Genomic DNA, 21333 nt, shown 5'->3' on the forward strand with positions numbered 1-21333 from the left:
ACGCGTTAGTCCTGCGGCTCGGTCAATCCCTCGCCTGACGCGTCGACGCGCAGCCAGCCCGATGGCGCGAGCCGCTGCTGCGGCAGGAAGCGGCCCTTGTAGTCCATCTTCTTGGAGCCCTCGATCCAGTAGCCGAGATAGACGTAAGGCAGGCCCTGCCGGCGGGCGCGGGCGATATGATCGAGGATCATGAAGGTGCCGAGCGAGCGGGCCTCGAGCCCCGGCTCGAAGAAGGAATAGACCATCGACAGTCCGTCGCTGAGCACGTCGGTCAGTGCCACCGCCATCAGCTCGTCGCCGCGGCCGGTGATGGCGCTGTCGGCATTGCGCTTGCGGTACTCGATGATCCGGGTCTCGACATGGCTGTCCTCGACCATCATCGCGTAGTCCAGCACGGTCATGTCGGCCATGCCGCCGTTGCGGTGGCGGCGGTCGAGATAGGCGCGGAAGACCGAATATTGCTCCGAGGTCGGCACCGCGGTGCGCTGCTCGCCGATGATGTCGGCGTTGCGGGCCAGCACCTTGCGGAAGTTGCGGGAGGGGCGGAATTCGTTGGCAACCACCCGGACCGAGACGCAGGCCCGGCACTGGTCGCAGGCCGGGCGGTAGGCGATCGACTGGCTGCGGCGGAAGCCGCCATGGGTCAGCAAGTCGTTGAGATCGCCCGCTTTGTCGCCGACCAGGTGCGTGAAAACCTTCCGCTCGTGCCGGCCCGGCAGATAGGGGCAGGGTGAGGGCGCCGTCAGGTAGAACTGGGGGGTATCACGCGAGTGCTGGGTCACGTCTGATCGTCGGGCTCCACATACAATACAGGCAGCCGAGTTAGCATCGCCCTCCGGAGGCTAACGGTCAATTGGTTTAGGCGGGCCTAATAAGAGGCCCGCGCGGCCGAGGTGACCTGGGTCCGGACCGAGCTGTTGATGACGACGGTTCCGAGGATGATGTCGTGCAGCAGCCGGCGGCGGCCGTTGAGCAGGCCGACCAGCAGCACCAGCGGCGACAGGAACGACACCGTCACCCAGAACAGCACCGCATGGGTGGCGCCGAGCACGAAATAGCCACGCGCGCCGTACCAGGTGCGCAGTTCCAGATCCATCATGCGCATGCCGATGGTCGCCGAGTGCTGCCCGCCGATCGAGGCCCCGTAATAGACGATGGCCCAGACGATCGAAGCCGGCGAGACCAGCCAGAACAGCGCCCAGCCGAGACCGAGCGTGACGATGCCGAAGATCGCGATGAAGATCACCGCCAGGATCACCGGCACCGACAGCACGAAGAGGTCGATCAGGAACGCAAAGACGCGCCGCGTCAGCACGCCGCGGAACAGTTCCGGCTGCATCAACGGATCGAACGCATGCGGGGGAACGCCGCCGTCGTTGCGCCAGGCTGCCCCGCGCCAAGCGCCACCGTCATTGCCGTAGGACATGACCAACCTCCGATGAAACTCCCGCGCCGGACATGGGAACAGGAGGCCGGCCTGCCAAGTCCGCGCGAACATTAACTAGCCGAAATATTCCGGCGATTCGGCGGCTGGTCTGTGCCGTGTTTGCGGACAGCGCGGCGGCCAGCAAAGCAATGTTGCTGTACCGGGGAGGGCGGCCTTGGCCGCGCCTCAGCTCTCCGCCTTGATCTTCTCGGCGGCTTTCGGCGCGAAATAGGTCAGGATGCCGTCGGCGCCGGCGCGCTTGAAGCCGACCAGGCTCTCCATCATCGCGCGCTCGCCGTCGATCCAGCCATTGGCGGCGGCGCCCGCGATCATCGCGTATTCGCCCGACACCTGGTATACGAAGGTCGGCATCGCGAAATGGTCCTTCACGCGGCGGACGATGTCGAGATAGGGCATGCCCGGCTTCACCATCACCATGTCGGCGCCCTCGGCGATGTCGAGCTCGACCTCGCGCAGGGCCTCGTCGGAATTGGCGCTGTCCATCTGATAGGTGCGCTTGTCGCCGGTCAGCGTCTTGGCCGAGCCGATCGCGTCGCGGAACGGGCCGTAGAAGGCGGACGCGTATTTCGCCGCATAGGACATGATCTGGACGTCGCCGAACCCGTTGTCGTCGAGCGCCTCACGGATCGCGCCGATGCGGCCGTCCATCATGTCCGACGGCGCGATCACGTCGCAGCCGGCCTCAGCCTGGGTCAGCGCCTGCTGGACCAGCACCGCGACCGTCTCGTCGTTGAGGATCTTGCCGCCCTCGATCAGCCCGTCATGGCCGTGGCTGGTGAAGGGATCGAGCGCGACGTCGCAGAGCACGCCGATGTCGGGAAACTCCTTCTTGATTGCGCGCACCGCCTGGCAGACCAGATTGTCGGGGTTGAGCGCTTCCGAGCCCTGCTCGTCGCGCAGCGCAGGCTCGGTGAAAGGAAACAGCGCGATGCAGGGGATGTTGAGTTTTGCGGCACGCTCGGCGTCGCGGACGATCTGGTCGACGGTGAGGCGGTCGACGCCGGGCATCGAGGCCACCGGCGTGCGGGTGTTATGGCCGTCGACCACGAACATCGGCCAGATCAGGTCGTCGGTGGTCAGCACGTTCTCGCGTACCAGACGGCGGGCCCATTCCGACTTGCGGTTGCGGCGCATCCGGATCGTGAGGTCGAGCGAGGGGGAGGCGAGGGCATCCTTCTGGCGCCGCGGCGCATCGCGCAATTCGATCGGGCGCCCGAATTTGATCGCCATATTGTCTTCTCCTCGAGGGACGGCTGGTCTGGACCGGATATAAGGGTACTTCTAGCACCTCGCAGGGGCGCCGTCATTGCGCCAACCGTTGCGCCTTGGGCGCCCTTGATTTGCCGCAACGGCAATTGATTTTGCGGCCCCGGCGGGCCAAGACTGCGCCATGAACCCCATTTTGCAGCCGCCACGCGGCGATTCTGATGTCTGACACCTCTGCACGCGATCAGGCGCGGGACAACGCCATCTCGGTGAGCGCGATCTCGTCCGACCGGATCGAGCCGGACGACAATGCGTGGACGCGGCGCCTCGTCATTTTCCTGCGCATCATGGCCGTCGTCTCGGTCGCCAAGGGCCTCTATCATTGGGCCCAGGTGACCGGCTTCGTCGGCGGCGAGGAGGAGGCCTTCGAGAACCAGTCGATGGCCTGGCAGACCGCCACGATCTATTTCGCCGTCATCGAACTCGTCGCCGCCGTCGGGCTCTGGCTCGCGACGCCGTGGGGCGCCGTGGTCTGGTTGACCACGGTGGTGTCGATGGCCGTCATCGAGCTGATGTTTCCGGGTATCTATGGCGGCAGCCTCACCGTGGTCGGGCTCGAGGCCGTCATGCTCGCGGCCTATCTGGCGTTGGCCTGGATGGCGGCGCGCGAACGCCCGCCATAGCTCACCGCCTGCGCGATACGCTGTTGCCTTGTTGCGACAGCATGGCGAATAGCTGACGGCGGCTGGCAATATTCGGCACTCGTGCGCGCAACGAGAAGACAACCGCACTGGTTCTGCTAGTGGATGCCCGACAGATCGTACCCCTTTCGAGATGCCCGTTTCCCCCGGAGCGTCTCCGCGGGACCTGCCGTCGGGAGCCATTTCTTCGGATCTCGGTGCGTGACCGGCCGGCTTTGCGCAGGCCGACGGCGGAACTGATCTGGCCGCGGCAGCGAATGGGGCCCGCCTGCGCGCATCACGCGCATCCCGCCGCGATGCACTCCAATAAAATTTTCGAAGAATTTTCGGGTAACCGATCGGTCACCGTAAAGGGTTCCCTCACACACCTTACGCCGTCGTTTCGAATTCGGACGCCGCTGTTTCCGAATGTGACAGGGCAGGCAGACGAAGCGTGAACAGGGGCCAGCCACCGTCAATGAAAAGTTGCGAAAAGCCCTTGATCCATGGGCTTAATCCACGATTCACTGTCTTAAATTCATGATCTCTTTATTCTCTTATTTAAGCGGATATTCAAACGGCCCCCTTACGTTGGACCTATCAGGCGGGACACAAGTTTCGTCGAATAAAGTCGATAAAAACGACAAACAGGGGAAGTGTCATGATGAAAGCCGTTGCGACAACGGCGGCGGATGCCGCTGATCGCGCTACCGGTCAAGCTCCGGTGCAGCCGCTCTATCTCGAAGCCCTGACTTTGGTGGAGCGGCTGCATCGCCGGCTCCTCGACGTCATCAAGGACGAATTCGATCGTCGTGGCCGCGCCGACATCAACTCGGTGCAGGCGCTGCTCCTGTACAATATCGGTGACAAGGAGCTGACCGCCGGCGAACTGCGCACCCGCGGCTACTATCTCGGCTCCAACGTCTCCTACAATCTGAAGAAGCTCGTCGAACTCGGCTTCCTCGATCATCAGCGCTCGCGTGTCGATCGCCGCTCGGTCCGCATCCGCCTGACCCCGCAGGGCCAGGAAGTCCGCAAGATCGTCGATGCGCTCTATCAGAAGCACGTTAAGACGGTCGAGCAGGTCGGCGGCATCTCGAACGAGGAGTTCGCGAGCCTCAACAAGTCGCTGCATCGCCTCGAGCGGTTCTGGACCGACCAGATCCTGTATCGCCTCTGAGTCTTCCCGTTTTCGCCTGATGGCCAAGCCGGCCACTTGAAAAGACCGGCAGCCTCCCTCCAGTCCAACCTTGCTTCAACCAACGCATCGGTCATGCCCGGCCGATGCGTTTTTCATGCTGCACGTTTCATGCTGCACCTGCGAAAATAAATCGGCCCGGGCAAGGAACCATGGCGTTCCCAGCGCTTTATCCCGTCTCCCAACGGAGAGTAAGGGATATGCTGGTCGAGCGCGGAATTGAGGTGCTGAACGTCGAGGTCGTCAGTGACGCCTACGCGATCGCCTCGAACTATCTGCGCAAATCAGGCACCATTCCCGACACTTTCGCCACCAATGAGCGCCTGCTCGGCATCATCGTGAAGCTGTTCCAGCGCGGTGAGATCAATCGCCTCCGCCTCGCCAACAAGGCGATCGCGAAATTCGAGGCCGAGACGCTGGTGGTCGCCTGAGCGTCAACCCGGAGACTTCAATGGAAGCTGCGATCGATCGGATCATGCAGACGTATGATCTGCTGCTCAACCGCACGTCCGCTGCAAGCGACGAAGCGCGGGCGAAGGTGACAGAGTACGTGCAGACGCTGTTCGATGCGGGCGAGCGCGACACGCATCGGTTGACGGTGTGCGGGTTGACCTATCTGCGCCAGCTCGACGGCAGCACCGACCATGTGAAAGCCGGGTTTACCGGGCTGTAGGGCGTACTTTTCCGCCGTTGCTGTGAAATTCAATTATCAAAGATATCAAAGAGCCATCGGTGGCATCACCCGCGCATGCGAGAGATCCAAGCCGGCCGACGACAGCGCCGGTGCCTCACACGATCGTCGTCCTGGCGAAACCCATAACCACCCCGCTTGATGATCGATGGGATCGCGGCGGGGATGGTTCTCGATTCATGATACGATTCGATTGCTCATCGCAGCAGGAGCCACGCCACGCTGGCGATCAGGGCCAAAAGCGACACCGCCGCAGCGCAGACAAAAGCAACCTCCACGCCGTTGATATGATGGTGGTTCGCCTGCATCGTCGCACTCCACTCCGGACGGGCAGCCATTGGCGTGCTCCCACGACGGCGTGCTCCCACGACGAGCGCGGTCGGCATCCACTACCGCATCCTTCGCGATGCGAGCGCGAATGAATGGAGCGGCCCGGCTTTTCGAACTGAAATTTGCAGGGCCCGGAATTTTCTCCGGGCTCCCTGGCTATGACGGATAACTCTGTGTTCGCCGTTCCGGTTCCCGGCAAAGCGACCAAATCAAAACTGAAACGGCGCAACTGAAACCGACAACTTTCCGTCGGCGGACTTTTGCACGGTGAACTCCACCTCTTTCGACGCCTTGACGTCGCCGATGGCGACCGAAATCCCGCCACTGCATTGCAGGGTCCGCTTGTCCGCGCTCGTCGAAGTCGTGACGATCTTTTCCCCGAGCAGGTATTGCGGCTTTGAGTTTTCCGGATCAGGCTTCGCCGTTGCCTCCCTGGCGGCATAGTTGATCAGCGGATTGCGGTGGTCGTCGGCAATGCTCTGGAGCACGGCCTTTCGCGTCTCGATTGAATCGCACTCGAGCTGATTGCCGCAACCGCTCAGGGCGACCAGAAACGAGAGGCTCAGAGACGACAGCAATCGTGATGGCATGCGAATATCTGACATCGGCAAGCCGGGCGCCTTATTGTTTCGGTCCATGGAGGATAAAGGCGGCATGAAATTGCAGTCCATCGTCGGTCCGGACTTCAATCGCAACATCATGGTCCCCGCCAGAATGGCCGGTGTCTCTGGCGATGCCGGCCAGGGTGTTCGCGGCTTCAACCTTGGCGGCTCTCAGGTCCGCCAGATCCAGTCCCTCTTCGTCGGGGTAGAGATCGCCGTCGTGCCTGATATCGAAGAAATAGCGGGGCATTGCCATTGCTCCTCGAGCAACAGGAAGGAAACGGCCGTTCGATGGATTCTGTTCCTATTCGGGCGGCATCAACCCGGGCGACGATAGCCATTGGTCCAACTGGGCGGCCGTGTCGGCCTGCCGGGCTTTCTGCAAGAGCCTTTCTTTCTCGGCTCCGATCGGAAGAGCCGTTGCCTTCTGACGTAGGCCTTTGGCCTGCGCCAAAAGGCGTTCTACAAGCGAGCCCTTTTGCCTGAAACGACGACGCTTGAACATGCGCTGTCCTTTCCTGCTGGAGAAGGCGGGAGCGCAATTGGCGTTCTCATCACCGATGGATACCGAAGGCCGCGCGGTGATGTCGGGTTAACTTCCGGACGATGGCAGGCGTTCCCATGGTTCCGTTGGAACGAACTGGAACCACGGGAGTCGACTTTCAGCTCCCGGTCTCCGCCCCCAAGCCCACCGGGAGTAGCGATCCCCGGTGCTGTGAGACCTCCGGTGCCGGGGATCGTTGGTTGGCGGATCAGGCCAGAAATCTTGAAACAGGAAAACGACCAAGGGGTGGCTGCTAGTTGTCGCATGTTCGTTGTCTTCCGCTGGCGGTATCGGATCATCATCGCGAGAATCCGGCTTCATTGCCTTGCTTGCCGGGCTGAGGCGAAGTTCGAGCGGAAGCAAGAGCCCCAGCGCGGGAAGGCGCCGGGGCGAGTGTTCCGCTTTGCTCGTCAAGCTGCGTGATCGGCATGCACCGCCGAGCGGGCGGACTTTCGGTGCTACTTGTTCTCAGGAATCCAGGTCGTGCTGGCCCGATCGTACTTGAAGCCCGGTGCAGCCTTCAGGCTGTCCTTGGTCTCGTCGAGGGTGAGCCACCACTTGTCGTCCTTCTTTTGCGATTTGACGGCCGTGTACGGCACGATCACGTCCTTCTCGCCGGCGCCGAGAAAGCCGCCGACGCCGACGACGAGGCCGGTCACCTTGCCGGCCTTGTCGACGAGCACGTCGTCGATCGTCCCGATCTTGGATTCCTTCGGATCATAGACATTCTGCTTGTAGTAGTTGGTGATGGTCCAGCTGTCCGTCGGGGCGGCGGGCATCGTGGTCGCTGCATGCGCGGCGGCCGCGAACGCCGCAGCCAAGATGCAGCCGATAGCAAACTTCTTCATAAGAGAAACTCCTCGCCTTCAGTGGGGATGACCGATCCGGCACATGTCATCACCGGGATGACGAATGCCGGCACGGCTCAAATAACGATGACTGCGTGCTCGGCGCCGATCAGTCGGACGTGCAGACCTTGACAGTCTTCATGCCGGCCTCGGCTTCGGCGCGTGTCTTGTAGATCGTGCCCGAGGGGCTGACGACGGTGGTCGTCGTATCGACCGGCTTCTGATCGACGATCGTGCACTTCTTCGTCTTCACGTCCTGCACGACGTAGAATTCGTCCGCTGCAAATGCCGGCGTGACAAAAGCGGCAAGCAGCGCTGCCGCGACAATCGTTTTAACGTTCATCTTCTCTCCTCCAATGCCGCATCTATCGGCCGAGGTGGAACGGGAAAAAGCCACGATGGTTCCTATAGTTTGACCAGCCGGCGGCTTGTGTTGCGGCCGTGTGCCGTCGCGACGCGATTTTTGGTCTGCGGCATCTGCTGAGCTTCGAGCGAGCCGGCCGACCCTCGCTCAACTCATGGCAAGCGAAAAGCGATCAGCGAGGTGCGGCGATTTGCAGCACGGCGTAGTTGCGCCGCGGGCTTGCCGAAGGCTGTGGCGAATGGTCGCTAAGGACGCGCAGACGCGAGCTCCGCGCGCGATTCCATAACCCGAACTCGCGCGTTTCGACTGGCGATGCGACCACGCGACTGGACGTGCCTGCGATCGGCGGGGCGCGTCAGAAAATCCAGGAGGAAGCCCCATGATCTCGTCCCACATGCGCCTGTTCGGCGCGGTCGTCGCGCTGTTGCTTGGGGCGAGCGGGCCGGCGCCGGCGCAGCAGCTCGACCTCAAGCTGATGGCGCCGGCAGCGCCTGGCGGTGGCTGGGATCAGACCGCGCGTTCGATGCAGCAGGCGCTGGTCGCCGCCGGTGTCGCGCGCAGCGTCCAGGTCACCAACGTGCCCGGCGCCGGCGGCAGCGTCGGCATCGCGCAGTTCGTCAACGGCGCCAAGGGCGACGGCAACCAGATGATGGTGAACGGCTTCGTCATGGTGGGTGCGCTCGCCATGAACAAGTCGCCGGCGACGCTGGATCAGGTGACGCCGATCGCGCGCCTGACCGAGGAGACCCAGGTGATCGTGGTGCCGGCGAGTTCGCCGATCAAGACGGCGCAGGACCTCGCCGTTGCGCTGAAGGCCGATATCGCCAAGGTGACCTTTGCCGGCGGCTCGGCCGGCGGCGTTGACCACGTGATGGCGGCGCTGTTCGCGGGCACGGTCGGCGCCGACGCCAAGAAGATCAACTACATTCCGTTCTCGGGCGGTGGCGAGTCGCTCGCCGCCATTCTCGGCGGCAAGGTCACGGCCGGCATTTCCGGCCTTAGCGAGTACGAAGGCCAGATCAAGGCCGGCAAGCTGCGCGCGCTCGGCGTGACCTCGGCGCAGCGGCTGCCCGGTGTCGACATCCCGACCTTCAAGGAGCAGGGGATTGACCTCGTGCTGGCCAACTGGCGCTCGGTGGTGGCGCCGCCCGGCATCACGCCGGAGCAGCGCAAGGCGCTCGGCGATGCCGTCGAGAAGATGGTGAAGTCCGACGCCTGGAAGGGCATCCTGAAGCAGAAGGGCTGGGATGACGCCTATCTCGGCGGCGATGCGTTCGCCGATTTCCTGAACAAGGAAATCGCGCGCGTCACCGAGGTGTTGAAGTCCGTCGGCCTCGTGAAGTCATGACGCCGGACACGGCTTCCGACAATCTCCCGCGCGAGCCGGCGCGGCGGATCGATCGCGCGGGTCTCGCCATTGCGGCCGCGCTCGCTGTCCTCGCCGCGGTGCTGGTGTGGGACGCGAGCAAGCTGCCGGCTACCACGATGTACGGGATGGGGCCGGAGGCGATGCCGATCGTCATCGCGGTCGGCCTCGTCATCCTTGCGGTCGGCAATCTGATCGATGTGCTGCACGGCAGGCTGCCGCCGCGCGAGAGCATGGATCCGAAACCGGTGTGGCTGATCATCGGCGGCCTTGCGCTGCTGATCGGCATCATCGGCTTCGGAGGCGGCTTCATCCTCGCCACCTCGGCGCTGTTCGTCACCACGTCGGCTGCCTTCGGCCGGCGCGCTGTCGCGGCCGACACCGTCATCGCGCTCGCGATCACGACCCTCATCTACCTGGCGTTCGACAAGCTGTTGACGCTCAGCCTTCCCGCCGGCCCGCTGGAGCGACTGCTGTGATGGAGACATTCGCCGCGCTGGCGCACGGCATGGCGGTCGCCATGCAGCCGATGAACCTGCTCTACGCCCTGATCGGCGTGTTCCTCGGCACCGCGGTCGGCGTGCTGCCGGGCATCGGCCCGGCGCTGACCGTCGCGCTGCTGCTGCCGGTGACCTACAAGCTCGATCCCGGCGGCTCGCTGATCATGTTCGCCGGGATCTACTATGGCGGCATGTATGGCGGCTCGACCACCGCGATCCTGATCAACACGCCGGGCGAAAGCGCGTCGATGGCGACCGCGCTCGAGGGCAACAAGATGGCCAAGGCCGGCCGCGGCGGCCCGGCGCTGGCGACCTCGGCGATCGGCTCGTTCGTGGCCGGCACCATCGCCACCATCGGCCTCGCGTTCCTCGCGCCATGGCTGGTCGATGTCGCGGTCCGGTTCGGGCCGGAGGATTACTTCGCGCTGATGTGCGTCGCCTTCGTCACGGTGTCTGCGACCTTCGGTGACTCGCCGGTCCGGGGCCTCACCAGCCTGTTCATCGGCCTCACGCTCGGGCTGGTCGGCATCGACAAGCTCACCGGCCAGGCGCGGCTTGCATTTGGTATTCCGGAGTTGCTCGACGGCGTCGAGGTGACGACGCTTGCAGTCGGCCTGTTCGCGGTGGGCGAGGCGCTCTATGTCGCCTCGCGCCGCCACCATGCCGAGGAGAAGCTCGAGCCGGTGCGAGGCTCGCTGTGGATGACGCGGGAGGACTGGCGACGCTCGTGGAAGCCGTGGCTGCGCGGCACGCTGTTCGGCTTTCCGATCGGGGCGCTGCCGGCCGGCGGCGCCGAGATCCCGACCTTCCTGTCCTATTCAACCGAGCGGCGCCTGACCAAATATCCGAAGGAATTCGGCAAGGGCGCGATCGAAGGCGTCGCCGGACCGGAGGCCGCCAACAACGCCTCCGCCGCCGGCACGCTAGTGCCGCTGCTGACGCTCGGGCTGCCGACCTCGGCCACCGCGGCGATGATGCTGGCGGGCTTCCAGCAATACGGCCTCAACCCCGGGCCGCTGCTGTTCGCGGAACGGCCCGATCTGGTGTGGGGCTTGATCGCGAGCCTGTTCATTGCCAACGGCATGCTGCTGGTGCTCAACCTGCCGCTGGTGGGCTTGTGGGTGCGGCTGCTCGCGATCCCGCAAGCGTGGCTCTATGCCGGCATTTTGGTGTTCGCGACCATGGGCACGATCGCGGCAAAGCCGTCGGTCGTCGAACTGTCGATGCTGGCAGCGTTCGGCGTGATGGGTTTCCTGATGCGGCGGTTCGATTTTCCGATCGCGCCTGTCGTGATCGGGTTGATCCTCGGGCCGATCGCCGAAAGCCAGCTGCGCCGCGCGCTGGCGATCAGTCTCGGCGATCCCATGGTGCTGCTGCAAAGCCCGATGTCGGCCACGCTGCTCGGCATCGCGCTGATCGCGCTGCTGGCGCCGTTCGTGCTGAGGGGACTCGGGCGGTTCAAGGCGAATGAAGATTAGGCCTTGGGTCCATCGATCTGCCGGAGGATAATATCGCCAACATTTGCGTGACCGGGAAATATCCAAGCTCCGATCCCGGTCTTCCTTTCAGCAACGCACACACCTCGCTTGCGCGAGGCGCAATCAAGGCGGCTGAACGATGAAGGCGATCTACTTTCTGGCGGCGCTCTTGCTGGCTCTATCTCTCGCGACCCAGGACAATGCCGATGCGCGAACCGGCAAAGGCAGCGACCGCGCGCATGTCGGCACGGGGCCTGCAATCGGCGGCGGACCGCAGGGATACCGGATCGTCGGGCGCCAGATCGCGGCTCCACCCTGGAGTGCTGCCTGCATGAACGATGTAGGCCCGCAGCCATGCGACGAGCCGATGTGGGTCTATGGCAGCCCCGACTATGTCGCGCAGTTCAAGGGTGCATTCTGACGTCGGCTCGTAGCCCGCAGGACAGTTCGTCACATGGCCCGCCCGCAACACCGCCGCGCGATCGGTCGAATCGGCGGCCGATGCGTTTTGACTCGCTCTTGCGCTGTGATAGGCGTGAGGCGGGGTATGAGATGAGGCGGTTCGTTTTCAGGCAGCGTGTGGGCAGCGCGGCGGCGTTTGTCGCAGCCTACGCGCTTGTCCTCAACGTCATCCTGTCAAGCCTCCTCGTCGCCGGCATATCGCCTGTGGCCGCGGCGGCCGACCGAATCCTCTGCATCAACAGCACTGACGCCGATCCGGCGCACGACGATGCGGGCAAGAGCGGGCGAAGCGGCGCGATCCACTGTCCGCTGTGCGTCGGTCATCACGTCACCGGCGCGCTGCCGCCCCCGGCATTTGCATTCAGCGCACGGCTGCCGGTTGTGGTCACGACGATCCGTGCGTTCGAGGCGCGGTTCGTTGCGCGTTTCCGGTCCTACGACCATCAGTCCCGCGGACCTCCGGCACTGACCTGACCGCGCCCCGCTTCGGCGCATCCCGCTCGTCAGTTCAAATCCGGAGTCCAGCCATGTCATTCGCCATCGCGCGGCTGCGAGCCTGTGCGCTCGCCGGCACCGCCGCAGCATTCATCTCGCCTGCAAGCGCTCAGTCCACATCGCAATCGACACTCCCATCAGTCACGGTCGACGCACCGCAGCCGCGGCGGGACGCATCGGTGCGTCCGCAGCGGCGCGCCGTGCGCAGCGCCCCGGCGCGGACCGCGCGCCTTCCTGCCGCGCCCGTGCAAGCGGCCAACGGTGAGGGCGGCGGCGCCCGCGCCGCGCTCGCCGTGCTGTCGGCACAACAGGCGCTGAAGGAAATCAACAACACCCCGGGCGGCGTCGCGCTGGTGCCGGCCGCGGCCTACCGCAACTCGACTGTGGCCAACACGATCAAGGAAATCCTCGACTATGTTCCCGGCGTGTTCGCGCAGCCGAAATGGGGCGACGATACGCGGCTGTCGATCCGCGGCTCCGGCCTGTCGCGCAATTTCCATCTGCGCGGCATCCAGCTCACTATGGACGGCATTCCGATCAACACCTCCGACGGCTACGGTGATTTTCAGGAGATCGACCCGACCGCGTACAAATATGTCGAGGTCTACAAGGGCGGCAACGCGCTGCAGTTCGGCGCCAATTCGCTCGGCGGGGCAATCAATTTCGTCACGCCGACCGGACGCGATCCGAACCCGAATGGCGCCTCGTTCGACTTCGGCGCGTTCAACACGAGGAGGCTGCAGGTCAATGCCGGTGGCGCGAACGGACCGTGGGACGGCTTCGTCACCGCGTCCACGCAGGCCTCCGACGGCTTCCGCGATCACAGTTTCGGCTCGAGCAACAAGCTCAGCGCCAATGTCGGCTACCAGATCTCGCCCGACGTCGAGACCCGGTTCTACCTGAATGCCAACGAGGTGCGTCAGCGCATCCCCGGCAGCGTCGACCGGACTACGGCGCTGACGTCGCCGACCACGGCTGCACCCGTCAATGTCGCCAATGACTGGCAGCGCAACATCGACACTGTGCGGGTCGCCAACAAGACGACCATCCGCCTCGACGACGTCAAGCTCGAATTCGGCGCGTTCGGCGTCGACCGGCATCTGATGCATCCGATCTTCCAGTGGCTGGACTATCGCTACCAGGACTATGGCGGCTTTGCGAAAGTCACCGACGACCGCGTCATCGGCGGCTTCCGCAACCGCTTCGTCGCCGGCGTCAACGTCGTCAACGGCACGATCGATGCCCAGCAATTCGTCAATGTCGGCGGCTTCAAAGGCGCGCAGACGTCGTCGTTGCGGCAGACCCCGGAGAACTATTCGGCGTTCGCGGAGAATTCGTTCTACTTCCTGCCCAAGGTCGCCTTCATCGCCGGCACGCAATATCTGTTCGCGGTGCGCGACCAGCACGTCAACTTCTCGACCAATGGCGATCTCAACGGCCGCAGCAGCTTCAGCCTGTGGAGCCCCAAGACCGGCCTGCTCTGGCAGGTCGATCCGAGCTGGCAAGTGTTCGGCAACGTCTCGCGCAGCGCCGAAGTGCCGAGCTTCGGCGAGAGCGTCAGCCCGAACTTCCTCAATCCGACCCTGCCCAACATTCCGTTCTTTTCGATCAAGCCGCAGACCGCGACGACCTACGAGGTCGGCACCCGCATGAAGCGGCCGGACTATGCCTGGGAGGTCACGCTCTATCGGTCCGAAATCGACAACGAACTGCTGTGCCTCTACAGCGCGTTCGGCAATTGCAACGTCACCAACGCCAACAAGACGGTCCATCAGGGGATCGAGGCCGGGGCGGGCGCGGCGATCTTCCGCGACCTCTTCGTCGGCGGCCAGGCGCCGGACAAGGTCTGGCTGAACATCGCCTACACCCTGAACGATTTCCGCTTCGACAACGATCCGGTGTTCGGCAACAATCAGTTGCCGGGGGCACCGCGCCACTTCGTGCGGGCGGAGCTGCTCTACAAGCATCCGACCGGGCTCTACGTCGGCCCGAATCTGGAATGGGTGCCGCAGGCCTATTTCGTCGACAGCGCCAACACGCTGATGACGTCGGTCTACGCGATCTGGGGGCTCAAGGCAGGCTTCGACAATGGCGGTCCGGTGTCCGGCTATATCGAGGCGCGCAACATCGCCAACAAGGCCTATATCGCGAGCGCCAGCATCATCGACCGCGCCAATGCGGCATCACCGTTGTTCGAGCCCGGAACGGGCAGGGCGATCTATGCGGGGCTGCGCTATCGATGGTGAGCTGGATGCGAACTGGCCGTCGCGTGAAACCCTGTCATGCTCCCGGCATGTAAAAGGCCCGCTCCGGGGCTCGCAATTCGGAGCGGGCCAGTCTGGGCGCGGCAAGCGTTGCCGCGGCGAGAACCTAGCGCGGCTTGCTGACGCCACCCTGACGAGGATCAAAAAAGAGAGGCGGCTGAACGTCGCCTCTCGATCATCCTTTTGTGAACAGAATGTTTCGCGGCATGCTCACCATTTGTAGGCGAGGCTTGCCGTGATGCGCCGGCGATCGCCGTAGTAACACGAACTGATGGTCGCGCAGCTCGCGACGTAGATCTTGTCCGTGACGTTCACCACATTGAGCGCCGCGCGCCAGTTGTTGTCCCACTCGTAATGCAAGGCGAGGTCGCCGAGCACGACCCCGGGGACGCGCGCGGTGTTCGCGGTATCGGCAAAGGACGAGCCGACATAGCGCACGCCGCCGCCGAAACCGAAGCCGTTCAGCGGCCCGTCGCGGAACGTATAGTCGGTCCACACCGAGGCGAGTTGCCGCGGCGTGTTGGTCGGCACGGTGCCGATCAGCGCGGGATTGAGGTCCTTGCTGACGAACAGCTCGTAATTGGTGTAGCTCGCCACCAGCTTGAAATCCCGCGTGATGTTCGCGACCGCCTCGAGCTCGACACCGCGCGAGGTGACTTCGCCGTTCTGGGTCTGGAACAGCGTGTTGTTCGGATCCGTCGTCAGCGCGTTCTTGCGCTTGAGATCGAAATACGCGACGCCGAACCGCGCGTTGAGCCCGACCGGCTCGTACTTGACGCCAACCTCGGTCTGCTCGGAGGTCTCCGGCAGCAGCAATTGGCCGGCGGCATTGGTGCCGATGACCGGATTGTAGCCGGTCATGTAGGAGACGTAGGGCGCAACGCCAAAGTCGAAATTGTAGATCGCGCCGACCCGGCCGGAGAACTTGCTGTCGTCGCGCCCCTGATCGGCGCCGATCCGGTTGTTGTTGGTGAGATCGACCCAGTCCTGGCGCCCCGACAGCACGACCGTCAGGCGATCGAGCTTGACCTGGTCCTGCAGATAGAGCCCGGCCATGCCCTGGGTGAGATAGGCGTTCTGATACAGCGGGCCGCCATACGGCAGATTGTTGCCGTAGACCGGATTGAACACGTTGAGATTCGTGCCCATGCCGAAACCCTGGCGGTCGTCGATGCCGTAATATTTCAGGTCGACGCCGACCAGCGCGGTGTGCTGCAGCGCGCCGGTCGAGAAGCGGTATTCGACCTGATTGTCGAGGTTGAGCTGGGTGGCGATGCCGCGGGTGTAGAAATTGCCGCGGGTGATATCGCCGCCCGCCGGCGTCGTTGCGTAGCCCAGTCCGTAGAGGCCGGCGTAGTAGACGTCGGCATGCGCCATGCGCGCGTTCTGGCGGAAGTCGACGTTGTCGCTCACGCTCTTCTGGAACTGGTAGCCGACCATCTGCTGGTCGCGGCGGAACTGGTCGACGCTGGGGTCGCCGGCGAACAGGCCGGTCGGAATTCGGCCGAACGGCGCGTTGGTGACGGTGCCGACATAGGGCAGGAAGTTCAGCGCGCGCGTGTTGCTGTGCGAGGCGAGGCCGAACACGGTGAGGCTGGTGTCGGCATCCGGCCGCCAGGTCACCGACGGGGCGAAGAAGAAATTGTTGTCGTAGACATAGTCGGTCTGGGTGCCGCCGCCCTGGGCCTGGCCGACCAGGCGATACTGCAGCTGGCCGCCGCCGGGCTGCGCCGTCGCGCCGCCGATGTCGAACTGGGTATAGGCGTTGCCGAAATTGTTGACGCCGGTCTCGATGTAGCGAATGGGCTCGGCCTGCGGCAGCTTGCTCACCGCGTTGACGAGGCCGCCCGGCGCCGAGCCGCCATACAGGATGCCGGACGGACCGCGCAGCACCTCGACGCGCTCGAGATTGAACGGCTGCAGCTTCCAGCTCGCATACGAGGTGTAGAATAGTTGCAGGCCGTCGAGGAACAGCGACTCGTTCTGCGCGGGGAAGCCGCGGATCATGAACCAGTCGTTGCGGAAATCGGCGCCGTAGGTGCCGCCGATGACACCCGGCGTATAGCGCAGCACCTCGTCGAACTTGCTGACGATCTTCTGGTCGCGGATCTGCTCGGCGCTGATCACCGTCACCGATTGCGGCGTCTGGATGATCGGCGTGCTGGTCTTGGTGCCGCTCGCACTCTGTCGCGCCAGATAGCCGGTGACCGGGCCATTGCCGCGCTCATGTCCGCCGCCTGCGCTCGGGGCCTGCTGTGCGGCCGGCTGCTGCGCGCCCACTGGCGCGGCTGTTGCGCGGCGCGCGGCGCTGCGTGCGTGCGTGGTCCGTTGCGATGGCTGCTGCGATCGCGCGGCTTGCCGGTGCGAGGGCGCATCGACTGTCACGGAGGGCAATTGCGTTTGCGCAACGGCGTTGTCCGCAGCAACAACCGAAACCATCACCAAGGCCGAAGCAGCAAACCGCTGCGGCCGAATCCATCCGTCCGTCATTCAACGCCCCCAAAGAGAAGTTTTCTTCGGCGTCGTTATCACGGTGATTTTCGCGAACGGCCCGCGCGCGGTTAGAAGCTATCGAAGCTGCACGCAAAGCTGATGTGTGTGACTGAGGGACAACGGAGTACGGCGCACAATTGCACGCATCGCGTGAGACGCTTGAATCGATCCAGTGTTGAACGATTCAAAAATCGAATGATTCAAAATCATCTCGTGACTCGATGTATCATGTTCGCGCGCGTGATGATCCAGAGCGTCGGTCGTCGCGTCATTGAGTAGAGCATGATTGAGGGACCGGCACTGGCGAAGCCAGAGGGCGCTGCCCGCGCCGTGAGGCGTCGGCCCCGATGGGGGGGCCGCTCGGGAAAGCGGGCGTCCGTTCGCTCCGCAGGCCGCCGTGGCCATGCCGTCTGGGGGGACCGGTACCGGGCCCGCGGACGGGCTCGGTCCCGCCGGCTGGCAATCCCGGCCATCCCCACCATATCTGGCATAATTGACCGCCGGGGACCGCAACCGCTTGGCCATTTTGGGGTGATGTGATAACCCTCTGAAACCAGCTTCGACCGCCACTCGTGACCGTCCGCATCCCGTGTAAAGGCTTGCGGCGGTGGAGATATTTCGCCGATGACCTCATCCTCCAAGACCGCTTCCGCGCCCGACTCCTTCTTCACGGCGACCCTTGCCGAGGCCGATCCCGAGATCGCCGCCGCGATCAAGGGCGAACTCGGCCGGCAACGCCACGAGATCGAGCTGATCGCCTCCGAGAACATCGTCAGCCGCGCCGTGCTGGAGGCGCAGGGCTCGGTGATGACCAACAAATACGCGGAGGGTTATCCGGGCGCGCGCTACTACGGCGGTTGCGAGTGGGTCGACGTCGCCGAGAACCTGGCGATCGAGCGCGCCAAGAAGCTGTTCGGCGCAGGCTTCGCCAACGTCCAGCCGAACTCCGGCAGCCAGATGAACCAGGCGGTGTTCCTGGCGCTGCTGCAGCCCGGCGACACCTTCATGGGCCTCGACCTCGCCGCCGGTGGCCATCTCACCCACGGCTCGCCGGTCAACATGTCCGGCAAGTGGTTCAAGGCCGCGCACTACACCGTGCGCCGCGAGGACCAGATCATCGACATGGATGAGGTCGCGAGGCAGGCCGAGCAGGTCAAGCCGAAGCTGATCATCGCCGGCGGTTCGGCCTATTCGCGCGCCTGGGACTTCAAGCGCTTCCGCGAGATCGCGGACTCCGTCGGCGCGTATCTGCTGGTCGACATGGCGCATTTCGCCGGCCTCGTCGCCGGCGGCGTGCACGCCTCGCCGGTGCCGCACGCCCACGTCACCACCACCACGACGCACAAGTCGCTGCGCGGTCCGCGCGGCGGCCTGATCCTGACCAACGACGAGACGCTCGCCAAGAAGCTGAACTCGGCGATCTTCCCCGGCCTGCAGGGCGGTCCGCTGATGCACGTTATCGCGGCCAAGGCAGTCGCGTTCGCCGAAGCGCTGCGGCCGGACTTCAAGGTCTACGCCAAGAACGTGGTCGAGAACGCCAAGGCGCTGGCGGAGACGCTGCGCGGCCACGGCCTCGATATCGTGTCCGGCGGCACCGACAACCATCTGATGCTGGTCGACCTCCGGCCGAAGGGTCTGAAGGGCAACATCTCGGAGAAGGCGCTGGTGCGCGCTGCGATCACCTGCAACAAAAACGGCATCCCGTTCGATCCCGAGAAGCCGTTCGTCACCTCGGGCCTGCGTCTCGGCACACCGGCTGCGACCACGCGCGGCTTCGGCGTGGCCGAGTTCAAGCAGGTCGGTGGCATGATCGCGGAAGTCTTGAATGCGCTGGCGCAGTCACCGGACGGCAAGGCGCCGCTGGTCGAGGCCGCGATCAAGGAGCGCGTCAAGGCGCTGACCGATCGCTTCCCGATTTATCAGTAAAGGTCCTAGAGGTCCCGTCGGATGCGTTGTCCGAGCTGCAATTCTCTCGATACGCAGGTCAAGGACTCGCGTCCGACCGAGGACTCCGCCGTCATCCGCAGGCGGCGCGTCTGCATGGCCTGCAACTTCCGCTTCACGACTTTCGAGCGGGTGCAGCTGCGCGAGCTCACCGTGATCAAGCGCAACGGGCGACGTGTGCCGTTCGATCGCGACAAGCTGGTGCGCTCGCTGCAAATCAGCTTGCGCAAGCGTCCGGTGGAGTCGGAGCGGGTGGAGAAGATGGTGTCCACCATCGTCCGCGAGCTCGAAAGCGGCGGCGAGGCGGAGGTCTCCTCGGAGGCGATCGGCGAGATCGTGATGGAGCATCTGCGCCAGCTCGACGACGTCGCCTATGTGCGCTTCGCCTCGGTCTATCGTAATTTCCGCGAGGCCAAGGACTTCGAGGCCGTGCTCGACGAGCTGACCGGCGAAGAGGACCCGCGGATCGCGACGTTGCGAAAATGATCTTCCGTATTCTGGAAGAGCAGCTCGGGCAGAAAGCCAAAGAGGCCAAGGAAGCTGCCAAGGAAGCGGCAAAGGCCGCCGATCTGCGCTTCATGCAGCTTGCGCTTGCGCTCGGTCGCCGCGGGCTCGGGCGCACCTGGCCCAATCCGGCGGTCGGCGCCGTCATCGTCAAGGACGGTGTCATCGTCGGCCGCGGCTGGACGCAAGCAGGCGGCCGCCCGCATGCCGAGGTCGAGGCGCTGCGGCGGGCGGGTAGCGCGGCGCGGGGCGCGACGCTCTACGTCACGCTCGAACCCTGCTCGCATTTCGGCCGCTCGCCGCCTTGCGCGGATGCCGTGGTCGCGGCCGGGCTCGCCCGCGTGGTCTCGGCGATCGAGGACCCCAATCCGGAGGTCGGAGGGAAGGGGCACGCCAAGCTGCGCGCGGCCGGGATCGCGGTCGAGGTCGGGCTGTGTTCGGCGGAGGCCGCGCGCGACCATGCCGGGCATTTTCGCCGGATCGCGGATCAGCGTCCCCATGTGATCCTCAAGCTCGCGGTGTCCGCCGACGACAAGATCGCAGCCGCCAATCATAAGCCCGTTGCAATCACCGGCGAGGCCGCGCGAACTCGTGTGCATCTGTTGCGCGCGCAGAGCGATGCGATCCTGGTCGGGATCGGCACGGTCAGGGCCGACGATCCAATGCTGACCTGCCGGTTGCCCGGCATGGCTGATCGTTCGCCGGTGCGGGTGGTGCTCGATCGCGCGCTGCGGATCCCGGGCGACAGCCGCCTCGTGCATTCCGCGCGCGAGACGCCGCTCTGGGTGGTGACATCAGATCTCGCCGAGGCGCCGGCCGCGATGAAGCTTGGTGCTGCCGGCGCAGAGGTGATCCGCGTTGCGTCCAGCCAGCAACCTGGGCTCGATCTGCCGGCGGTGCTGCATGCGCTGGCGGAGAAGGGCATTACGCGGCTGCTCGTCGAGGGTGGCGCGCGCGTGGCAAATTCTTTCGTGGCGGCCGGCCTCGTCGATGAGATCTGGCTGTTGCGCGGACCAGATGCGATCGGCGCCGACGGCGTTCCCGCGCTGGACGCAATGCCGCTCGCCGCAATCACGCAGTCGCCGGCCTTCCGCCTTCGTGCTAGCGAAATCCTCGATAACGACAGTCTCACAATCTACGAGCGTGCGTAATGTTTACCGGAATTGTCACCGATATTGGCGAGATCGTAAGCCTGAAGCCCGTGGCGCAGGGGCAGCTGCACCGGATGCGGATTGCCTGCGACTACGACCAGACCACGATCGCCGACGGCGCCTCGATCGCCTGCAACGGTGTTTGCCTCACCGTGGTCGCCTCCGGCACCGCTGACGGCAAGACCTGGTTCGACGTCGATGCCGCGGCCGAGACGCTCGGCATGACCACCGCCAGGCACTGGGCGCAGGGCGGCCGGCTCAACCTCGAGCGCGCGCTCAAGATCGGCGACGAACTCGGCGGCCACATCGTGGCCGGCCATGCCGATGGGATCGCGACCATCGTCAAGCGCGACGATCTGCCCGACATGGCGCGCTTCGAGCTCAAAACCACCCGCGAGCTGGCGCGTTTCATCGCGGCGAAGGGATCGATCACGCTGGACGGCGTGTCGCTGACCGTGAATACGGTCGACGATGTCACCTTTTCGGTGCTGATCATCCCGCATACGCTGTCCGTCACCACCCTGAGCGGCTGGAAGGCCGGCAGCGAGGTCAATATCGAGGTCGACCTGATGGCCCGCTACGCAGCACGGCTGTCGGAGATGAAATAGCTTCGGCCTCGGCATTGCGGCCGAGGCAGACGTCCTTATCTGCCTGTTCACCGCGGGTGGCCTTGGGCCGCATGGCCCATGCATTGCGGGCGAAGCCGACCCGAAAAATCAGGCCGATCGTGGTGACATCCGGGCCAGTATGGCCCTTGGCTTTAGCG

The 21333-nt window shown here is 64.5% G+C and carries 24 protein-coding genes; 14 read left to right on the top strand and 10 right to left on the bottom strand.

Annotation, left to right across the window (positions count from 1 at the left end; genetic code table 11):
* Nucleotides 1-5 precede the first annotated feature (5 nt).
* The 3 genes from ACVISU_RS39845 to hemB form a co-directional block, all read right to left on the bottom strand.
* The gene (locus ACVISU_RS39845; protein ID WP_050400955.1) at nucleotides 6-782 is read right to left on the bottom strand and encodes an arginyltransferase; all 777 of its coding nucleotides are present in this window, start codon (nucleotides 780-782) and stop codon (nucleotides 6-8) included.
* An 86-nt stretch (nucleotides 783-868) separates the two neighbouring features.
* A complete protein-coding gene (locus tag ACVISU_RS39850) occupies nucleotides 869-1426 on the bottom strand; it encodes an RDD family protein (protein ID WP_050400954.1) in 558 nt (185 codons plus the stop codon).
* A gap of 186 nt (nucleotides 1427-1612) precedes the next feature.
* Nucleotides 1613-2677: a porphobilinogen synthase gene (gene hemB, locus ACVISU_RS39855; protein WP_050400953.1), complete on the bottom strand. Its 1065-nt coding sequence runs from the start codon at nucleotides 2675-2677 to the stop codon at nucleotides 1613-1615.
* Nucleotides 2678-2874: 197 nt separating this feature from the next.
* On the opposite strand from hemB, the gene ACVISU_RS39860 reads away from it, so the two are divergent.
* The 4 genes from ACVISU_RS39860 to ACVISU_RS39875 all read left to right on the top strand — a co-directional run bounded on the left by ACVISU_RS39860 (nucleotide 2875) and on the right by ACVISU_RS39875 (nucleotide 5204).
* A complete protein-coding gene (locus ACVISU_RS39860; RefSeq protein ID WP_029081124.1) occupies nucleotides 2875-3336 on the top strand; it encodes a DUF6163 family protein in 462 nt (153 codons plus the stop codon).
* Nucleotides 3337-3994: 658 nt separating this feature from the next.
* Entirely contained in the window at nucleotides 3995-4513 is a 519-nt protein-coding gene (gene ldtR, locus ACVISU_RS39865; RefSeq protein WP_018271925.1) for a transcriptional regulator LdtR, read from the top strand.
* A gap of 218 nt (nucleotides 4514-4731) precedes the next feature.
* Nucleotides 4732-4962: a hypothetical protein gene (locus tag ACVISU_RS39870; RefSeq protein WP_050400952.1), complete on the top strand. Its 231-nt coding sequence runs from the start codon at nucleotides 4732-4734 to the stop codon at nucleotides 4960-4962.
* Between the two features lie 20 nt (nucleotides 4963-4982).
* A complete protein-coding gene (locus tag ACVISU_RS39875; RefSeq protein WP_050400951.1) occupies nucleotides 4983-5204 on the top strand; it encodes a hypothetical protein in 222 nt (73 codons plus the stop codon).
* Nucleotides 5205-5419: 215 nt separating this feature from the next.
* Here the strand turns inward: ACVISU_RS39875 and ACVISU_RS39880 are convergent, their stop codons facing one another.
* From ACVISU_RS39880 to ACVISU_RS39905, 6 genes are all read right to left on the bottom strand, one after another.
* Nucleotides 5420-5560, bottom strand: a complete 141-nt coding sequence (locus ACVISU_RS39880) for a hypothetical protein (RefSeq protein WP_157113484.1) — start codon at nucleotides 5558-5560, stop codon at nucleotides 5420-5422.
* 201 nt (nucleotides 5561-5761) lie between these two features.
* Complete coding sequence (locus tag ACVISU_RS39885; RefSeq protein WP_456710577.1) at nucleotides 5762-6163, bottom strand: hypothetical protein; 402 nt, start codon at nucleotides 6161-6163, stop codon at nucleotides 5762-5764.
* Nucleotides 6164-6173: 10 nt separating this feature from the next.
* Nucleotides 6174-6404 carry a DUF6894 family protein gene (locus ACVISU_RS39890; RefSeq protein WP_050400949.1) on the bottom strand — a complete coding sequence of 77 codons (231 nt, stop codon included), beginning with the start codon at nucleotides 6402-6404 and terminating at the stop codon, nucleotides 6174-6176.
* A 54-nt stretch (nucleotides 6405-6458) separates the two neighbouring features.
* Complete coding sequence (locus ACVISU_RS39895; protein WP_050400948.1) at nucleotides 6459-6659, bottom strand: hypothetical protein; 201 nt, start codon at nucleotides 6657-6659, stop codon at nucleotides 6459-6461.
* Nucleotides 6660-7156: 497 nt separating this feature from the next.
* On the bottom strand, nucleotides 7157-7546 hold the full coding sequence (locus ACVISU_RS39900) for a PRC-barrel domain-containing protein (protein WP_456710578.1): 390 nt from the start codon (nucleotides 7544-7546) through the stop codon (nucleotides 7157-7159).
* A 109-nt stretch (nucleotides 7547-7655) separates the two neighbouring features.
* The gene (locus ACVISU_RS39905) at nucleotides 7656-7889 is read right to left on the bottom strand and encodes a hypothetical protein (protein ID WP_050400946.1); all 234 of its coding nucleotides are present in this window, start codon (nucleotides 7887-7889) and stop codon (nucleotides 7656-7658) included.
* 400 nt (nucleotides 7890-8289) lie between these two features.
* On the opposite strand from ACVISU_RS39905, the gene ACVISU_RS39910 reads away from it, so the two are divergent.
* The 6 genes from ACVISU_RS39910 to ACVISU_RS39935 all read left to right on the top strand — a co-directional run bounded on the left by ACVISU_RS39910 (nucleotide 8290) and on the right by ACVISU_RS39935 (nucleotide 14457).
* Complete coding sequence (locus ACVISU_RS39910; protein ID WP_456710579.1) at nucleotides 8290-9258, top strand: Bug family tripartite tricarboxylate transporter substrate binding protein; 969 nt, start codon at nucleotides 8290-8292, stop codon at nucleotides 9256-9258.
* The gene (locus tag ACVISU_RS39915; RefSeq protein WP_456710580.1) at nucleotides 9255-9755 is read left to right on the top strand and encodes a tripartite tricarboxylate transporter TctB family protein; all 501 of its coding nucleotides are present in this window, start codon (nucleotides 9255-9257) and stop codon (nucleotides 9753-9755) included. The genes ACVISU_RS39910 and ACVISU_RS39915 overlap by 4 nt, the downstream gene beginning before the upstream one ends.
* Nucleotides 9755-11254 carry a tripartite tricarboxylate transporter permease gene (locus ACVISU_RS39920; RefSeq protein ID WP_456710581.1) on the top strand — a complete coding sequence of 500 codons (1500 nt, stop codon included), beginning with the start codon at nucleotides 9755-9757 and terminating at the stop codon, nucleotides 11252-11254. The genes ACVISU_RS39915 and ACVISU_RS39920 overlap by 1 nt, the downstream gene beginning before the upstream one ends.
* Nucleotides 11255-11393: 139 nt before the next feature.
* Nucleotides 11394-11675: a hypothetical protein gene (locus tag ACVISU_RS39925; protein ID WP_456710582.1), complete on the top strand. Its 282-nt coding sequence runs from the start codon at nucleotides 11394-11396 to the stop codon at nucleotides 11673-11675.
* 158 nt (nucleotides 11676-11833) lie between these two features.
* Nucleotides 11834-12190, top strand: a complete 357-nt coding sequence (locus ACVISU_RS39930) for a DUF2946 family protein (protein ID WP_456710583.1) — start codon at nucleotides 11834-11836, stop codon at nucleotides 12188-12190.
* 53 nt (nucleotides 12191-12243) lie between these two features.
* Nucleotides 12244-14457: a TonB-dependent receptor family protein gene (locus tag ACVISU_RS39935; protein ID WP_456710584.1), complete on the top strand. Its 2214-nt coding sequence runs from the start codon at nucleotides 12244-12246 to the stop codon at nucleotides 14455-14457.
* Nucleotides 14458-14685: 228 nt separating this feature from the next.
* Here ACVISU_RS39935 and ACVISU_RS39940 read toward each other — a convergent pair whose 3' ends face one another.
* Nucleotides 14686-16965, bottom strand: a complete 2280-nt coding sequence (locus ACVISU_RS39940; protein WP_456710585.1) for a TonB-dependent siderophore receptor — start codon at nucleotides 16963-16965, stop codon at nucleotides 14686-14688.
* Nucleotides 16966-17592: 627 nt separating this feature from the next.
* Between ACVISU_RS39940 and glyA the strand changes: the two genes are divergently transcribed.
* From glyA to ACVISU_RS39960, 4 genes are read left to right on the top strand one after another with little or no spacing between them, the layout of a single operon-like run.
* On the top strand, nucleotides 17593-18894 hold the full coding sequence (gene glyA, locus ACVISU_RS39945) for a serine hydroxymethyltransferase (protein WP_050400939.1): 1302 nt from the start codon (nucleotides 17593-17595) through the stop codon (nucleotides 18892-18894).
* Between the two features lie 21 nt (nucleotides 18895-18915).
* The gene (gene nrdR / locus ACVISU_RS39950; protein WP_050400938.1) at nucleotides 18916-19398 is read left to right on the top strand and encodes a transcriptional regulator NrdR; all 483 of its coding nucleotides are present in this window, start codon (nucleotides 18916-18918) and stop codon (nucleotides 19396-19398) included.
* Entirely contained in the window at nucleotides 19395-20567 is a 1173-nt protein-coding gene (ribD, locus tag ACVISU_RS39955; RefSeq protein WP_456710586.1) for a bifunctional diaminohydroxyphosphoribosylaminopyrimidine deaminase/5-amino-6-(5-phosphoribosylamino)uracil reductase RibD, read from the top strand. Before nrdR ends, ribD begins: the two co-directional genes overlap by 4 nt.
* Complete coding sequence (locus tag ACVISU_RS39960; RefSeq protein WP_050400936.1) at nucleotides 20567-21175, top strand: riboflavin synthase; 609 nt, start codon at nucleotides 20567-20569, stop codon at nucleotides 21173-21175. Before ribD ends, ACVISU_RS39960 begins: the two co-directional genes overlap by 1 nt.
* The last annotated feature ends 158 nt before the right edge of the window (nucleotides 21176-21333 follow it).

The sequence above is a fragment of the Bradyrhizobium sp. USDA 4452 genome (genome assembly GCF_054063575.1).

Bases quoted from the DNA above. Each gene is read 5' to 3' on its own strand.
- ACVISU_RS39850 (WP_050400954.1), bottom strand. From the start codon at position 1,426: ATGTCCTACGGCAATGACGGTGGCGCTTGGCGCGGGGCAGCCTGGCGC.
- hemB (WP_050400953.1), bottom strand. From the start codon at position 2,677: ATGGCGATCAAATTCGGGCGCCCGATCGAATTGCGCGATGCGCCGCGG.
- ACVISU_RS39860 (WP_029081124.1), top strand. From the start codon at position 2,875: ATGTCTGACACCTCTGCACGCGATCAGGCGCGGGACAACGCCATCTCG.
- ldtR (WP_018271925.1), top strand. From the start codon at position 3,995: ATGATGAAAGCCGTTGCGACAACGGCGGCGGATGCCGCTGATCGCGCT.
- ACVISU_RS39870 (WP_050400952.1), top strand. From the start codon at position 4,732: ATGCTGGTCGAGCGCGGAATTGAGGTGCTGAACGTCGAGGTCGTCAGT.
- ACVISU_RS39875 (WP_050400951.1), top strand. From the start codon at position 4,983: ATGGAAGCTGCGATCGATCGGATCATGCAGACGTATGATCTGCTGCTC.
- ACVISU_RS39880 (WP_157113484.1), bottom strand. From the start codon at position 5,560: ATGGCTGCCCGTCCGGAGTGGAGTGCGACGATGCAGGCGAACCACCAT.
- ACVISU_RS39890 (WP_050400949.1), bottom strand. From the start codon at position 6,404: ATGCCCCGCTATTTCTTCGATATCAGGCACGACGGCGATCTCTACCCC.
- ACVISU_RS39895 (WP_050400948.1), bottom strand. From the start codon at position 6,659: ATGTTCAAGCGTCGTCGTTTCAGGCAAAAGGGCTCGCTTGTAGAACGC.
- ACVISU_RS39900 (WP_456710578.1), bottom strand. From the start codon at position 7,546: ATGAAGAAGTTTGCTATCGGCTGCATCTTGGCTGCGGCGTTCGCGGCC.
- ACVISU_RS39905 (WP_050400946.1), bottom strand. From the start codon at position 7,889: ATGAACGTTAAAACGATTGTCGCGGCAGCGCTGCTTGCCGCTTTTGTC.
- ACVISU_RS39910 (WP_456710579.1), top strand. From the start codon at position 8,290: ATGATCTCGTCCCACATGCGCCTGTTCGGCGCGGTCGTCGCGCTGTTG.
- ACVISU_RS39915 (WP_456710580.1), top strand. From the start codon at position 9,255: ATGACGCCGGACACGGCTTCCGACAATCTCCCGCGCGAGCCGGCGCGG.
- ACVISU_RS39920 (WP_456710581.1), top strand. From the start codon at position 9,755: ATGGAGACATTCGCCGCGCTGGCGCACGGCATGGCGGTCGCCATGCAG.
- ACVISU_RS39925 (WP_456710582.1), top strand. From the start codon at position 11,394: ATGAAGGCGATCTACTTTCTGGCGGCGCTCTTGCTGGCTCTATCTCTC.
- ACVISU_RS39935 (WP_456710584.1), top strand. From the start codon at position 12,244: ATGTCATTCGCCATCGCGCGGCTGCGAGCCTGTGCGCTCGCCGGCACC.
- ACVISU_RS39940 (WP_456710585.1), bottom strand. From the start codon at position 16,965: ATGACGGACGGATGGATTCGGCCGCAGCGGTTTGCTGCTTCGGCCTTG.
- glyA (WP_050400939.1), top strand. From the start codon at position 17,593: ATGACCTCATCCTCCAAGACCGCTTCCGCGCCCGACTCCTTCTTCACG.
- nrdR (WP_050400938.1), top strand. From the start codon at position 18,916: ATGCGTTGTCCGAGCTGCAATTCTCTCGATACGCAGGTCAAGGACTCG.
- ribD (WP_456710586.1), top strand. From the start codon at position 19,395: ATGATCTTCCGTATTCTGGAAGAGCAGCTCGGGCAGAAAGCCAAAGAG.
- ACVISU_RS39960 (WP_050400936.1), top strand. From the start codon at position 20,567: ATGTTTACCGGAATTGTCACCGATATTGGCGAGATCGTAAGCCTGAAG.